The organism is Nocardia bovistercoris (assembly GCF_015674855.1).
In the GTDB taxonomy this organism is placed as follows: Bacteria; Actinomycetota; Actinomycetes; order Mycobacteriales; family Mycobacteriaceae; genus Nocardia; species Nocardia bovistercoris.
This window is the reverse complement of record NZ_JADMLG010000005.1, coordinates 48,707-62,547: the sequence shown is the minus strand read 5'-3', so window position 1 is coordinate 62,547 and position 13,841 is coordinate 48,707. Positions and strand designations below refer to the sequence as shown.

13 protein-coding genes are annotated in these 13,841 nt (G+C 70.0%); 8 read left to right on the top strand and 5 right to left on the bottom strand.

The window, feature by feature from the left end; translation table 11 throughout:
- The first annotated feature begins 7 nt into the window (after positions 1 to 7).
- Together IT779_RS13990 and IT779_RS13985 are read left to right on the top strand one after the other, a co-directional pair.
- The gene (locus IT779_RS13990; RefSeq protein WP_196149738.1) at positions 8 to 973 is read left to right on the top strand and encodes an AraC family transcriptional regulator; all 966 of its coding nucleotides are present in this window, start codon (positions 8 to 10) and stop codon (positions 971 to 973) included.
- Positions 974 to 999: 26 nt separating this feature from the next.
- The gene (locus IT779_RS13985) at positions 1,000 to 1,395 is read left to right on the top strand and encodes an acyl-CoA thioesterase (protein ID WP_196150042.1); all 396 of its coding nucleotides are present in this window, start codon (positions 1,000 to 1,002) and stop codon (positions 1,393 to 1,395) included.
- Positions 1,396 to 1,399: 4 nt separating this feature from the next.
- Here the strand turns inward: IT779_RS13985 and IT779_RS13980 are convergent, their stop codons facing one another.
- Both IT779_RS13980 and IT779_RS13975 read right to left on the bottom strand, forming a co-directional pair.
- A complete protein-coding gene (locus tag IT779_RS13980) occupies positions 1,400 to 2,203 on the bottom strand; it encodes an SDR family oxidoreductase (protein WP_196149737.1) in 804 nt (267 codons plus the stop codon).
- A 44-nt stretch (positions 2,204 to 2,247) separates the two neighbouring features.
- On the bottom strand, positions 2,248 to 2,742 hold the full coding sequence (locus IT779_RS13975) for an Lrp/AsnC family transcriptional regulator (RefSeq protein ID WP_196149736.1): 495 nt from the start codon (positions 2,740 to 2,742) through the stop codon (positions 2,248 to 2,250).
- Between the two features lie 450 nt (positions 2,743 to 3,192).
- On the opposite strand from IT779_RS13975, the gene IT779_RS13970 reads away from it, so the two are divergent.
- Positions 3,193 to 4,524, top strand: coding sequence for a dihydrolipoamide acetyltransferase family protein (locus IT779_RS13970; protein WP_332838794.1), 1,332 nt, complete (start codon positions 3,193 to 3,195; stop codon positions 4,522 to 4,524).
- 221 nt (positions 4,525 to 4,745) lie between these two features.
- Here IT779_RS13970 and IT779_RS13965 read toward each other — a convergent pair whose 3' ends face one another.
- Positions 4,746 to 6,041: a benzoate/H(+) symporter BenE family transporter gene (locus tag IT779_RS13965; RefSeq protein WP_196149734.1), complete on the bottom strand. Its 1,296-nt coding sequence runs from the start codon at positions 6,039 to 6,041 to the stop codon at positions 4,746 to 4,748.
- Here IT779_RS13965 and IT779_RS39055 point away from each other — a divergent pair.
- A complete protein-coding gene (locus tag IT779_RS39055) occupies positions 5,923 to 6,243 on the top strand; it encodes a pentapeptide repeat-containing protein (RefSeq protein WP_408637753.1) in 321 nt (106 codons plus the stop codon). The genes IT779_RS13965 and IT779_RS39055 overlap by 119 nt on opposite strands.
- A gap of 10 nt (positions 6,244 to 6,253) precedes the next feature.
- Positions 6,254 to 7,072 (top strand): sulfurtransferase, encoded by an 819-nt coding sequence (locus IT779_RS13960; protein ID WP_196149733.1) that lies wholly within the window; start codon positions 6,254 to 6,256, stop codon positions 7,070 to 7,072.
- Between the two features lie 97 nt (positions 7,073 to 7,169).
- Here IT779_RS13960 and IT779_RS13955 read toward each other — a convergent pair whose 3' ends face one another.
- Together IT779_RS13955 and IT779_RS13950 are read right to left on the bottom strand one after the other, a co-directional pair.
- A complete protein-coding gene (locus IT779_RS13955; RefSeq protein WP_408637752.1) occupies positions 7,170 to 7,868 on the bottom strand; it encodes an HNH endonuclease family protein in 699 nt (232 codons plus the stop codon).
- 43 nt (positions 7,869 to 7,911) lie between these two features.
- Positions 7,912 to 8,274: a hypothetical protein gene (locus IT779_RS13950; protein WP_196149732.1), complete on the bottom strand. Its 363-nt coding sequence runs from the start codon at positions 8,272 to 8,274 to the stop codon at positions 7,912 to 7,914.
- Positions 8,275 to 8,629: 355 nt separating this feature from the next.
- Here IT779_RS13950 and IT779_RS13945 point away from each other — a divergent pair, with 355 nt between their 5' ends.
- From IT779_RS13945 to IT779_RS13935, 3 genes are all read left to right on the top strand, one after another.
- Positions 8,630 to 11,449, top strand: a complete 2,820-nt coding sequence (locus IT779_RS13945; protein WP_196149731.1) for a DEAD/DEAH box helicase — start codon at positions 8,630 to 8,632, stop codon at positions 11,447 to 11,449.
- Positions 11,446 to 12,210: an SWIM zinc finger family protein gene (locus tag IT779_RS13940; RefSeq protein ID WP_196149730.1), complete on the top strand. Its 765-nt coding sequence runs from the start codon at positions 11,446 to 11,448 to the stop codon at positions 12,208 to 12,210. The genes IT779_RS13945 and IT779_RS13940 overlap by 4 nt, the downstream gene beginning before the upstream one ends.
- A gap of 784 nt (positions 12,211 to 12,994) precedes the next feature.
- Entirely contained in the window at positions 12,995 to 13,774 is a 780-nt protein-coding gene (locus IT779_RS13935; RefSeq protein ID WP_198428502.1) for a helical backbone metal receptor, read from the top strand.
- Positions 13,775 to 13,841: the final 67 nt, after the last annotated feature.

The following is a 13,841-nucleotide window of genomic DNA, read 5'->3' as shown; positions in this document are numbered from 1 at the left end:
TCGAGTGGTGGATGCGCTCGCCAGTCTGTTGGAGGGCCCCCGCGCACGCGGCGCCTTCCTGATGTGCTCACTCCTCGATCCGCCGTGGTCACTGCGTATCGAGGACGAGGCCCCGCTGACGGTGCTCTCGATGATCCGCGGCGGCGCGTGGATCGTCACCGATCCCGGGCCGGACCGGGTCGCTCCGCGTGAACTCGGCGCGGGCGATGTCGCGATCTTCCGCGGCCCGCGCCCGTACACGGTGGCCGATTCGCCGGACACCGTGCCGCAGATCGTCATCCATCCCGGCCAGGTCACCAAGACCCCCGACGGCGAGGTGCTCTGCGAGACACTGAATCTCGGTGTGCGCCAATGGGGTACCGACCCGAACGGCGCGACCGTGATGGTGACGGGCACCTACGAGTCGGCGGGCGCGGCGAGTATGCGATTGCTGCGCGCGTTGCCGCCGGTGGTGGTGTTGCGGCGCGGTGAGTTCGACGGCCGCGTGCTCGACCTGCTTTCCGACGAGGCGACCAGGGACGAACCGGCGCAGGGCGCGGTGCTCGACCGGCTGCTCGATCTGGTGCTGATCGCGGCGCTGCGCGCCTGGTTCGCCCGCGCCGAGGCGCCCGCCTGGTATCACGCCTACGCCGATCCGCTCGTCGGCAAGGCCCTTCGGCTGTTGCAGCACAATCCGGCGCACGGCTGGACGGTCGCGAGTCTGGCCGAGGCCGTCGGGGTGTCGCGGGCGGCGCTGGCGAAGCGGTTCGCCGACCTGGTCGGCGAGCCGCCGATGGCCTTCCTCACCGAGTGGCGGCTGTCGCTGGCCGCGGATCTGCTCCGTGACTCCGACGCCACCGTCGAGAACATCGCCCGCCAGGTCGGTTACGGCAGCGCGTTCGCGCTCAGCGCCGCGTTCAAACGCCATTTCGGCATCAGCCCGCGCGACCACCGGGAAGGCGTCTCGCCCGCTGAGCTATCGTCGGCCGGGTGAGCAAGCAGTATCCCGTGCACTGGCCGATGCCGACCCGATGGGCGGACAACGACCACTACGGCCACGTGAACAATGTGACGTACTACGCGTACTTCGACACGGCCGTGAACGCCTGGCTCATGCGGGCCACCGGAACCGATATCCGCGAGCTGCCCGCGCTCGGGGTGGTCGCGCAGACCTCGTGCCGGTACGTCGGTTCGATCAGCTTCCCCGATCGACTTCAGGTCGGGCTGCGCGTCTCGCGGCTCGGCAATTCCAGCATCACCTACGACCTCGCGATCTTCCGCGAGCTGGACGATGCGCTGGAATTGGCCGCGACCGGCGAGTTCGTGCACGTCTACGTGGATTCCGAGACCCGCAAACCGGTGCCGATCCCGGAGGTGATACGTACCGCCGCAGCCGAACTCGTCGTCGAGGAGTAGCGGCTCAGCCGCCGAGCGCCGCCTGGTAGCGCCGCATCCCGTCGAGCCACCGGTCGTAGTCGGATCCCTTGTTCCGGTACATCTTCAGCACTTCGGGGTGCGGCAGGATCAGGAAGTGTTCGGCCTCGATGCCCGCGCCGATCACCTCTGCGGCCTGTTCCGTGCTCAGCACCGGGCCCGCGGTGCGCACCGCGCGGATCGCCAGATCGCCCGCGGCCGGGTTCCCCGGTATCAGCCCGCCGTCGAGTAGTCGCGTGTCGACGCCCATCGGGCAGACGCAACTCACCCGAATTCCCTGCGCGCCGTAGGTCACCGAAAGCCATTCGGCGAATCCGACCGCCGCGTGCTTGGTCACCGAGTAGGGCGCCGAACCGATCTGGGTGAGCAGGCCCGCCGCCGACGCGACCGAGACGAAGTATCCGCCGCCGCGTGCCAGCCAGCCGGGCACGAGCAGTCGCGCGGCCCTGACGTGCGCCATCACATTGACCTCGAACGCCGCCGACCACTGCTCCTCGGTGCTGTCGAGGCCGGGGCCGCCGCCGATGCCCGCGTTGGCCACGAAGATGTCGACCGGGCCGAATGCTGTTTCCGCCGCCTCGATGGCCGCACCGAGCACCTTCTCGTCGGTCACATCACCGCCGACGGCGACCGCCGCCGCGCCGAGTCCGTCGGCCACCGCGGCCACCGCGTCGGCGTCGAGATCCGCGACGACCACCCGCGCGCCCGCGCCGGCCAACTGCTTCGCCACCGCGGCGCCGATACCGCCGCCCGCACCGGTCACGATCGCGATCTTGCCCGAAATCTCCATCTCCGCACCCTATCGGGCACACCACAGCGGCAGACGCGTTCCGATCAGCTCGGGTCGGCGAGACGTTCGAGCAGCGGTGCGGTGCGCGGGCCGATCAGTGAGCGGATCACCAGCGCCATATTGGTGCGCTCGACACCGGGGATCTTCAGGATCTGGCCTGCGATGCGATACAGGTCGTCGGCGTCGCGGGCGACCACGCGCACGGTCAGATCGGTCGGGCCGGTCATCCCGCAGACCTCGGTGACCTCGCGGACCTCGGCGAGCTCGTCCACCACGGAGTCGAGCCGGTGCTGATCGACCACAACCGCGACGAACGCCGACAGCGGATATCCCAGCGCCCTCGGCTCGACGCGGCGTTCGAAGCTGCCGAGCACGCCGCCCGCCTCCCAGCGCGCGAGCCTGGCCTGCACGGTGTTGCGGGACAGTCCGAGCCGGGCGGCGAGTTCGACGCCGGTGGCGCGCGGGTTGGCGACGAGTTCGAGCAGTAGGCGCGCGTCGGTGGCGTCCAGCGTGGTGTCGACGGATTCCCGGCCGGTCATGCGTCGCAGTATGACAGGGGAGCGGGTTCGGATGGAGCATTCTGCTCATGGCGATGGGGGATGTGTGCGCAGTTCGATCGGTTCGTGGGTTGGTCGAGCGCGAAAGGCTGTATCGCCCTGTGTATCCGGACCGCGTCGAGCGCCGAATCAGGCATGTTCGGAACGGCTTTCGTTGCCGCGCCAACCGGCCTACCGGCGGTCCTTGCGATAAGGTTCGACGGTCAGTGTGTCCCGCCGTCGACCGGATCGTCTCGAGCGTGGCCGAGATCCGCTACCGCATCGGGGAAAGGTGTCCGCTCCCATCCGATATCGCGCGGCTACCGGCCCGAGATCGCGTCCTTCCCGGCTAAGCTCGACACGCACCACCAGCCCGATCCCGCTCGCGTATTGGCCGCGGTGGACCGTTCCTCGGCCGCTGACGGCCGCTCGCCCCAAGTGAGAGGTGCCCCTGTGCAAGACGACGGCCACGTGCTGGAATTCCGGCTCCCCGATCTGGGAGAGGGACTCGCGGACGCCGAACTGGTGTCGTGGTCGGTTGGCGTCGGGGACACGGTCGACCTGAACCAGACCATCGGCGAGGTCGAGACGAAGAAGGCGGTGGTGGCGCTACCTTCCCCGTTCTCCGGCACGGTGGTGGAACTGCTTGCGCGGCCGGGGGATACGGTGCCGGTCGGCGCGCCGCTGATCCGGGTGCGCTTGGCGGTGGTGGTCGCGCCGCCCGTCGCGGTCGAGGCGCCACATCGCAACGGCCGCACACCCGTTCCCGCGGGGCGCGCGCCTGAGGAGCAGGTACGGGAGGAGTCGCGTCCGCAACCGCCGCAATCGCCGATGGCCCAGCGCAATCCGCTCGCGGCGCGGCGCAGGGAGGCCGCAGGGCCAAGAGCCGCCGCCACGCCCGCCGCGCGCAAACTCGCCAAGGAACTCGGTCTCGACCTGTGGTTCATCGCGGGATCCGGTGCGCGGGGCGAGGTCACCGTCGAGGACGTGCGCGCCGCGGTGCCGGTCTCGCAGCCGCGCGCCGCGAACGCCCGCCCCGCCGTCGACGGTTTCGCGCCCGCCGTCGATCCGCTGCGCCCGCCGCCGCGCGAGGTCGGCACGCCCGTCGAGGGTGTCCGCAAACGCATCGCGGGCTCGATGGTGGTCAGCGCGCGCACCATTCCGCAGGGCAGCGCCTTCGTCACCCTCGATTTCACGCCCGCGGTGGAACTGCTCGACCATCTGCGCACCACCACCGCGTTCACCGGACTCCCGCTCACCCCGCAGGCATTGGTCGCCAAGGCCGTGATCGCCGCCATCGCGGAATTCCCAAGCATGAACGCGGCATGGGACGACGCGAGTCAGCAGATCCTCACCAAGCACTACGTGAATCTAGGCGTCACGGTCGCCACCGAACGCGGTCTGCTCGTGCCGAATCTCAAGGAGGCGCAGACGCTGAGCCTGCGCGACCTGTGCCGGGAGATCGCCTGGCTGGCGGAGATGGCGCGCACCGGCAGTGCGACGCCGGTCGAATTACGCGGCGGCACTTTCACACTCACCGACGTCGGCGTATTCGGCGTGGATTCTGTTGTGCCGCTGGTCAACCCGGGGGAGGGTGCGATCCTGAGCCTGGGTGCGGTGCGCAAGCGCGCTTGGGTGGTGCGCGACGAACTCGCGGTGCGCTGGGTCACCACCGTCGGCGTCAGCTACGACCAGCGCATGATCGACGCCGAACTCGCCGCCCGCTTCCTCGCCACGGTGGCCGCGCTCATCGAGGACCCACTTACCCTGCTCAGTCGCGGGTAGGGGGTGCGCTCGCGCCCGCGGCAGGTAGCCGGGTGTCCGTGTCGGTCGCTGGGGCAGGTGATCGTGTTCAGTTGTGCGTGGCGGCGGGCCGTGTCGGTCGCTAGGGCAGGTGATCGCGTTCGGCTGTGCGTGGCGGCGGATCGTGTCGGTCGAGAGGTGGGGCGATCGTGTCGGCCGCAGATGGCGGGTGTTCGTGTCAGTCGTGGACAGGGGTGATCGTGTCAGCTCCGCGTGGCAGGCGATCGCAGCATTCGCCGCACTACCAGCCCTGCGAGCAGCGCCCAGAATGCCGCGCCGACACCGAGGAATCCGACGCCGGACGCGGCGATCAGGAACGTGACCGCGCCCGCCACGCGCTGGTGTTCGGAGGCCAGTGCGGCGGCCAGTGCCGATGCGAGGGTCGCGAGCAACGCCAGTCCGGCGACGGTTTCCAGCGTCCCGCGCGGCGCGGCCGCCACCAGCGTGACCAGCGCGGCCGAGCCGAGCGCCAACAGCAGATAGCAGGCGCCCGCGGTGCACGCCGCTATCCAGCGCCTGCGCGGATCGGGATGCGCCGACGGGCCCGCTGCCAGTGCCGCGCTGATGGCCGCCAGATTGATGGCGTGACCGCCCGCGGGCGCGCCGACCACGGTGCCGATTCCGGTCACGGTCATGGCCGCGCGCCACGGCACGCGGTAGCCGAACGAGCTCATGACAGCCGTGCCCGGAATGTTCTGCGAGGCCATGGTGACGATGTAGAGCGGAATCGCGACACCGATGACGGCCTGCCAATTCCAGTGCGGCGCGGTGAGTTCCACGGTCGGGACCATCGCGGACAGGTCGAGTCGCCGATGGTGCGCCGCGATATCGATGCCTGCCCCGACGGCGGCGGTGACGAAAGCCGCGAGCACCGCCCACCGCTGCGCGAAGCGCTGCAACACCAGCCAGACCGCGATCACCGGCACGACAACGGCGGGACTGGTCTGCACCGCGCGGACCGGCGCCAGGCACAGCGGAACCAGCACGCCCGCGAGCATGGCCTGGGCTATCTCCACCGGAATCGCCGCGACCAGGTTCCCCAGCCGCCGCCACAAGCCGGTGACCACCACGAGTACGCCGGTGAGCGCGAACGCGCCGACCGCCGCGGGCCAGCCGCCCGTCACCACCCCGGTACCCGCGAGCAGAGCCGCGCCCGGCGTCGACCAGGCAAGCGAGATCGGCATCCGGTACCGATAGCTGAGCGCGATCATCCCGACCGCCTGAGTGACGCACACCGCGAGCAGTCCCGAGGCGGCCTGTGCCGGTGTCGCGCCCACCGCCGTCAACCCGGTCAGCACCACCGCGAACGAACTGGTGAAACCGACCAGCGCCGTCACCACGCCCGCCCCGATCGGCTGCACGATTCCGTTGTCGGGCGCGGTGTTGTCGGGCGCGGTGTTGTCGGGCGCGGTGTTGTCGGGCGCGGTGTTGTCGGGCGCGGTGGCGCGGTGTTCCTTCGCGTCCGGTGACGCCTCGGACGCTGCGGGAACCTCGGACATTGTGTGCATCTTGCCGCTGGTCAGTCGGCGTGTCACCGGCCAGTCGGCGGAAACTGGCCTGAATTCGCGTTGGTCGGACGCCGAGCGCGGCCATCGGGGTACCGTCGCCAACTGTCCATCGGGGCCGCGCGGATCGTCGGGTCGGCAAGCGTGGGCGCATAAGGTGGGAACGGTCGGTGCTCGAAAGTGCGAATCTGGATGAGGAGTTCGGCGTGAGCGCGGTACTGATTTCGGCGCGGGAGTTGCGAGACGTCACGGCGCACGGCCCGATCCGGCTACTCGACGTCCGCTGGGCGCTGGGTGACCCGGACGGCCCGCAGCACTATCTCGACGGTCACATACCCGGCGCGATCTTCGTCGACCTGGAAACCGAGCTGGCCGCCCTGCCGTCCCAGGCCGCGGGCAGACACCCCCTGCCGTTGCCCGCGCATCTGCAGCGCAATGCCCGCAACTGGGGCATCAGCACCGGCGACACCGTGGTCGTCTACGACGCCACCGGCGGTCTGGCCGCGGCCCGCGCCTGGTGGCTGCTGCGCTGGGCGGGCGTCGCGGATGTCCGCATACTCGACGGCGGACTCCCCGCCTGGCGCGCGGCGGGCGGCGACCTGGCGACCGGCGCCGAACCCGATCCCGAACCGGGCGATATCGAACTGCGCCCGGGCCAACTGCCCGTGGTCGACGCGGACGAGGTAGCGGGCTGGCAGGGTGTGCTGCTCGACGCGCGCGCGGGCGAACGCTACCGCGGCGAGGTCGAGCCGATCGACCCGCAAGCGGGCCACATTCCCGGCGCGCTGAGCGCGCCCACCGCCGAGAATCTCGACGCCGACGGACGTTTCCGTTCGGTCGACGAACTGCGCGAGCGCTTCGCCGCCTTCGGTTCGGGACCGGTCGCGGTGTACTGCGGTTCGGGAGTGACGGCCGCCCACCAAGTCGCGGCACTCGCGGTGGCCGGTGTCGAGGCGGCGCTGTACCCCGGATCGTGGTCGCAGTGGTCGAACGATCCGAAACGACCCGTCGCCACCGGCAGCTGAGCACCATGCGGCCTGTCGCGTCCGGCGGCTGAGGCAGGCGCCGCCCGTCGTGACCAGGCGGCCGAGGGCGGGCACGCGGCCCCGGCGGCTGACGTCATCACGGGCAGCTGCGCGCGATGGCGTCGAGCGCGGTCTTGTCGGCGACTGTCACGGGTAGGTCGTAGCGCACCGCGACGGTGAGGTATTTCGCCGCGTAGAAGCAGTGGTTGGCGCGTTCGGGCGGCAGCCAACCGGCCGGTGTCGAATCACCTTTGGCGCGATTGGTCGCGGCGTCGGTGGCGAGCAGATTCGTCTCGACATCGTTGGCGAATTCCACCCGGCGCCGCACGGTCCACCGCGACGCGCCGAGATCCCAGGCCGCCGCCAACGGATAGACGTGGTCGATCTGGATATCGCCCGCGTCGGCCTTGGCGAAGGTGGCGGGGCGTCCGGTGTACGGGTCGTGCAGGACACCCGAGACCACAACGCAGTCGCGGGTGCCCGGCCGGAAACTCACCTCGGTGAGCTGCGCGGCCAGCACGTTGTTGCGGGTGTCGCAGCCGTCGTGCCCGCTCGGCGCGTCGCTGTCGTCGGTCCACGACGGCCCGAACACGCAGCCGCGCCCGGCCGAGCAGTCCCGGTCGTACCCGCCGGGATGGGCGCGGGCGGGCACGACTCGCACCGAGTCCAGCAGTTGTTCGACCCGGTCGCGGGACGGACTGCCGGGTGCGGGTGTGTCGGCGCCCGCGCAGCCCGCCGCCGCGACCGCGACGGCGCACAGCAACCCGGCCGAACGTGCTCGATTCGGTGTGCGCACCCGAACACTTCTACTCGCGGGCACCGACAGCCACGCGGCGGGTTCAGAGCCAGGCGCGGGCCAGCAGATCGTCCCCGGTGACGGCGGTGCTGTGCGGCGGGTAGCGGGTGGCGTTGATCGACCCGATGTGGATGCCGTCGTGGCCGATCAACCAGGATCCGCCGCGCTCCTCGCATTCGGCGATCCTGGCGAAGGTGGTGAGCAGGAAATTGACCGCGTCACCCGGGTCGCGGGTGCGGGCAAGCCGCTGTGATTCGCCCGGACGGGACAGGTCGAGCCAGACGCCGCACTGGCCGTCGAGCCGCATCCCGACAATGTGCCCGGTGTCGATGAAGGTGAACGTTCGCCGTTCCCACGGTGTGGTGGGGGTGAAGCACTGCTCTAGTACCTGGAGCAGAATCGTCATGCTGCTACCCTGCACTTTCCTTGGATGCCGGGCCGTGCACACGTCCCGGCTGTGGTTCGGTCAAACCGAGTCTGCGGTGCTGTCGAACAGACGCTCGCTGTGCTTCGAACAGATGCCGCGGTGTTCCGGAACGGACGCGTGGCGGTTCCGGACGATCACTGTGGCGCTTGTGACACTGTGGTGCTTTCGAACCAGCTCCGAGGCGATGACCAGCGGATATCCAAGTCTATCCAGTGGCGGGGAGAAATCCAGGAAACATAGGTCACGAAAACCGAAGGGTCTGATATCGCGGGGCTTCCCGGACCCGGTGTCCGGGAGCGGTCGGGTTGTCGGAGTCACCTGATTGGATGGGGACATGCTGCACGGTCTGTGGTCGCCGGGTTCCGGTCTGCTGCTGTGGACCGACGATCGGTGGACCGAGGATCGCGCCGCCGCCCTGCCCGATCCGCTCGGCGCGACACTGCGATCGTCGAAGTTCCGGCATCGCGCCGACGTGCTCGGCGCGATGGGTGTCGAGCGGGTGCGCGCGCACGCGCTTGCCCCCGCCGACGCCGCTGTCGTGTTGCGGCAGCGGCTGCCCGATGGCGTCGTCTCCGGTGATCTGCGCTTCCTCGCGCATCTGGCGCGCGGGCTGGAACGTTGGGTCGGGTCCGGGCGTGTCGTACCCGAACTGCGCCGCGAGGACGGGCGCTGGTGGGTGCGCTGGCGGTTGCTCGGCGGGCAGCGCCAACGCGCGTGGCTGGCCGAGGCGGCTCTCGCCGTGCCGCCCGCGTTGCGGGTCGCGGGCAAACCGTCCGCGCTGCTGGAGGATCTGGTCACGGAACTCACCGATCCGATCGCCCGCGAACTGATCGGCACACCGCCCGCCTCGCATCCGCTCACACAGGCGTTGACAGCCGATACACCGCTGGAGACGGGCAGCCACCAACTCGCCGATACCCTGGAACGCTGGCGCGCGAGCCTCACCGTCGACGAACCCGAACTGGTGCTGCGCCTGCTCGAACCCGACGGCGAATACGCCGCCGTCGACGAGACGACGGCGCTGTGGCGGCTCGAGGTCTGCCTGCGCGACTCCGACGAAGCGCCGAGTCCGGTTCCGCTACACGGTGATCCGGCGATGGTGCGGATCGCGGCGGAGAAACTCGGCAAGGCTCGGCAGGCGTACCCGCGCTTGCGCGACCTGCCGGGCGACCCGCAGAGCATGGATCTGCTGCTGCCGACGCCGGTCGTGGCCGATCTGGTCGAACACGGTGCGCACGCGCTGCGGGAGGCCGGTGTCCGGCTGTTGTTGCCGCGCGCGTGGAGCATCACCGCGCCGACCGTGCGGCTGCGTGTGGAAGGCGCCGCCGTCGCCGCCGCCGAAAGCACGGTCGGCCTGCGCGGACTGGTCTCTTACCGGTGGGAACTCGCGGTGGGCGAGCACGTGCTCACCGCGGCCGAGATGAGTCGGCTGATCACCGCCAAGTCGGATCTGGTGCAGTTGCGCGGCGAGTGGGTGCAGGCCGATCACAAGGCGCTGGCCGCGGCCGCCCGGTATGTCGCAGCGCATACCGACACCTCGCCGATCACACTGGCCGATCTGCTCGGCGAACTCGTCCGCGAGCGCGTCGACCGGGTGCCGATCGCCGCGGTCACCACCACCGGCTGGGTCGCGGAACTGTTCGACCGCGAGCACGCAGTCGAACCCGTCGCGGCGCCCGCCGGTTTGAAGGCGCAGTTGCGTCCCTATCAGCTGCGCGGACTCACCTGGCTGGCCACCATGAGCCGGATGGGCTGCGGCGCGATCCTGGCCGATGACATGGGTCTCGGCAAGACGGTGCAGGTGTTGGCGCTGCTCGTGCACGAACGCGAGGCCGCGCGGGCGGATCAGGGCGGGGCGGCGCCGAGGCCGACGCTGCTGGTGTGCCCGATGTCGGTGGTCGGCAACTGGCAGCGGGAGGCCGGTCGGTTCGCGCCGGACCTGCGGGTGCTGGTGCATCACGGGCCGGGGCGCGGCGCCGGCGCGGAATTCGACGCCGCGGTCGCCGCGTCGGATCTGGTCGTCACCACCTACGCGCTGCTGGCAAGGGATGTCGAGGATCTGCGGCGCCAGGACTGGGATCGCGTGGTGCTGGACGAGGCGCAGCACGTGAAGAACGCGAGCACAAGGCAGGCGCGGTCGGCGCGCGCGGTGCCCGCCCGGCATCGGCTCGCGCTCACCGGGACACCGGTGGAGAACCGGTTGGAGGAATTGCGCGCGCTGATGGATTTCGTGATGCCGTCCCTGCTCGGCAGCGCGCAGACTTTTCGGGCGCGTTTCGCCGTGCCGATCGAACGCGAACAGGATCAGAACGCGCTCACCCGACTGCGTTTCGTCACCGAACCGTTCGTGCTGCGGCGCGTCAAAACCGATCCGGCGGTGATCTCGGATCTGCCGGAGAAATTCGAGATCACCGTGCGCGCCAACCTCACCGCCGAACAGGCCGCGCTCTATCAAGCGGTGGTCGACGACATGGTGCGCAAACTGAAGGACGCCAAGGGCATGGCCCGCCGCGGCGCGGTGCTCGGCGCGCTGACCAGACTCAAACAGGTCTGTAATCACCCGGCGCATTTCCTGGCCGACGATTCGGCGGTACTCGCGCGCGGAAGGCACCGCTCCGGCAAACTGGCCCTGGTCGAGGACATGCTGGAGACGCTGATCGCGGAAGGTGACCGGGCGCTGCTGTTCACCCAGTTCCGGGAATTCGGCGACATTCTCACGCCCTATCTGATCGAGCGGTTCGGCTGCGATATCCCGTTCCTGCACGGCGGCGTGCCCAAGAAGAAGCGCGACGCGATGGTCGAGGATTTCCAGTCCGGCGACGGCGCCTCGGTCATGTTGCTCTCGCTCAAGGCGGGCGGCACCGGATTGAATCTCACCGCGGCCAATCACGTCGTGCACCTGGATCGGTGGTGGAATCCGGCGGTGGAGAACCAGGCCACCGATCGGGCGTTCCGCATCGGACAGCGCCGCGACGTGCAGGTCCGCAAGCTGGTGTGCGTCGACACCATCGAGGAGAAGATCGACGAGATGATCACCGGCAAAAGGCAACTCGCCGATCTGGCGGTGGGTGTGGGGGAGAACTGGATCACCGAACTTGGCACCGACGAACTGCGGGAACTGTTCGCCCTCGGCGCGGAGGCGGTCGGCGAATGAGTTTCGACAACGGCCGCCGCTACGGCAGGCCCCGCCCGGTGCGCGGCGGAGTCGCGGCCCGCAGCAGGCGCGGCGGATTCGGCGGCACCTGGTGGGGGCGCGCGCTGGTGGAGGCGGTCGAGGCCATGGCCGAACCGGGCAGGCTGGCGCGCGGCCGCAACTACGCGCGATCCGGGCAGGTGGTGAGCTACCGCATCGAAACCGGCGCGGTGGTCGCGGAGGTGCAGGGCAGTCAACCTCGGCCGTTCACCGCGATCTTCGCGGTGCGCGCGTTGCGCGAGGAGGAGGTGGAGTTACTGCTCGAGACGATCCGCACCGCGCCGGGCATGCTCGCCGACATCGCCTCGGGCGCGCTGCCTGCCGGACTCGGCCCGCACCTGCTGCCCACCACCGCCGCCGACCTGGATTTCTCCTGCACCTGCCCCGATCCCGGCTGGCCGTGCAAACATGTCGCCGCGGTGTGCTACCTGCTGGCCGAACGGCTCGACGAACAGCCGCGCGAAATCCTCACCCTGCGCGGCCTCGACCTGGACACCCTCATCGGCGGTATCGAACGCGACCCGAATCCACTGGCCTCGGATGACCCGTACGGCGACGACCTCACCCTCCCCGCTCTGCCCGAGGTCGAATTTCGTTGCGCCATGGACGATCTCGACCCGGTCCTCCTGCGCCGCGCGCTGCGCTCGGTGGCCGAGGACGAAACGATCGCCGCGGCCGGTCTGCGAGAACTGCGCGCGCTGTACGAATCCTTGAACCGCTGAATCGGGATGTGCCTTCCGTGCGGACAGATGCTCTTGGGCACCCGGCAGCGCTATCGACCCGCCTCCCGGACGTATCGGGCGGTGGACCGCCCGGTGCGCGGCTGGTCGGTAGCTTCCTCGCGGCCGGGTGCCACCATCGATGTTCCGCGCCACGGTCCGCCCCGGAAATGCCCCGTCGCTGCACCGTCGCTGCCCCGGACCATCGGTGTGCGTCGGCGGCGTGCTTGCTCGATCGGCAGGCATATCGACCGAAGGCATGCTGCCACGGAAACGGATGGGACCATTCGTACTGCGGCGGTATGCGCGACGGTCGGTGTTGTGCGCAGTACGCGCGGCGCAGGCGGGAATGCGACGGATGCGCTCGGTGGCGGTGCGCGCGATGGCGCAGTTGCGGCGGAGAGCGTGTGACGACAGGTATCCACAGGTAGTGGAAGAGAATGCCGAGATGTCCGGCGAGCGCGGACACGGGGTGCACGAGTGGTGCGGTGAGTGCGCGGTGAGGCTCGGGCGGGGCAAGGAGTCCGCAGGGGCGCGGGGATTGGTGAGCACCCGGCATCGAGGTATGCGGTGAGGCGGACCAGCTCGGGACGGGACCTGTCCGTACTCATCGGGACTCCCGGCGCCGGGTGCTGATCTCAGTGTGAGGGTAGCCGGAGGATCGCGGTACTGCCCGGCTGCTGCCACTGCACCGTCCTTGTCCCTCATTTCGGACCATTCGGTACGAGGATTGCAGGTCGGCGCAGGGGGGTTGCGTAGTGCGCTGTTCGGTGCGGAGCATGGAGGGATGGACAGGGACCGGCGTGTCGAAGTGGATGACCTCGGCGTCGCGACGACACTGCCCGGCGTGGTTCGCCGGGTGGTGTCCCTGGTGCCTTCACTCACCGAATCGGTGGCCGAAACCTGTCCCGAGGTGCTGATCGCCGCGACCGAATGGTGCACGCACCCAACCGAACTGGCGGTCGAACGGGTGCGCGGCACCAAGAACCCGAATGTCCGGCGGATCGTGGAGCTCGCGCCCGACGTGGTGTTGTGCAATCAGGAGGAGAACCGGCGCATCGACGTCGAACGGTTGCGTGCGGCCGGTATCGCCGTGTGGGTCACCGATATTCGGACCGTCGACGCCGCCTTCACCTCGCTGACCCGCATGTTCACCCACGCGCTCGGGCGACCGGCGCCCGCCTGGATCGCCGAAGCCGAGGCTGTCTGGTCGCCGCCCCCGCCGCACTCACCCCGCGCGGCCGTGATCCCGATCTGGCGCGACCCGTGGATGGTGGTCGGCCGCGACACCTTCACCGGCGACCTCGCCGCCCGCCTCGGCCTGCGCCTACCGCACGCCCGCGCATCCGACCGCTATCCGAAGGTCGCCCTCGAGGACCTCGCCCGCGACATCACCGTGGCCGTTCTCCCCGACGAACCCTATGTCTTCACCGAAACCGACGGCCCCGAAGCATTTCCCGGCATCCCGGTCGCCTTGGTCGCGGGCCGCGACCTCACCTGGTACGGCCCATCCCTGCGCACGGCCCGCGCGACCCTCCTCGCCCACCTGGACCGCGCGTTCGGCTGATGCCGATAGCGGTCGCCCGACCTTCGATGGGAGCGGCTCGCCCACACCCGATGCGCGTCGCCCAGCG

Excerpts from the sequence above, each read along its gene's own strand:
- IT779_RS13985 (WP_196150042.1), top strand. The coding sequence starts at position 1,000 with ATGCCGACCCGATGGGCGGACAACGACCACTACGGCCACGTGAACAAT.
- IT779_RS13980 (WP_196149737.1), bottom strand. The coding sequence starts at position 2,203 with ATGGAGATTTCGGGCAAGATCGCGATCGTGACCGGTGCGGGCGGCGGT.
- IT779_RS13975 (WP_196149736.1), bottom strand. The coding sequence starts at position 2,742 with ATGACCGGCCGGGAATCCGTCGACACCACGCTGGACGCCACCGACGCG.
- IT779_RS13965 (WP_196149734.1), bottom strand. The coding sequence starts at position 6,041 with ATGTCCGAGGTTCCCGCAGCGTCCGAGGCGTCACCGGACGCGAAGGAA.
- IT779_RS13950 (WP_196149732.1), bottom strand. The coding sequence starts at position 8,274 with ATGACGATTCTGCTCCAGGTACTAGAGCAGTGCTTCACCCCCACCACA.
- IT779_RS13945 (WP_196149731.1), top strand. The coding sequence starts at position 8,630 with ATGCTGCACGGTCTGTGGTCGCCGGGTTCCGGTCTGCTGCTGTGGACC.
- IT779_RS13940 (WP_196149730.1), top strand. The coding sequence starts at position 11,446 with ATGAGTTTCGACAACGGCCGCCGCTACGGCAGGCCCCGCCCGGTGCGC.
- IT779_RS13935 (WP_198428502.1), top strand. The coding sequence starts at position 12,995 with ATGGACAGGGACCGGCGTGTCGAAGTGGATGACCTCGGCGTCGCGACG.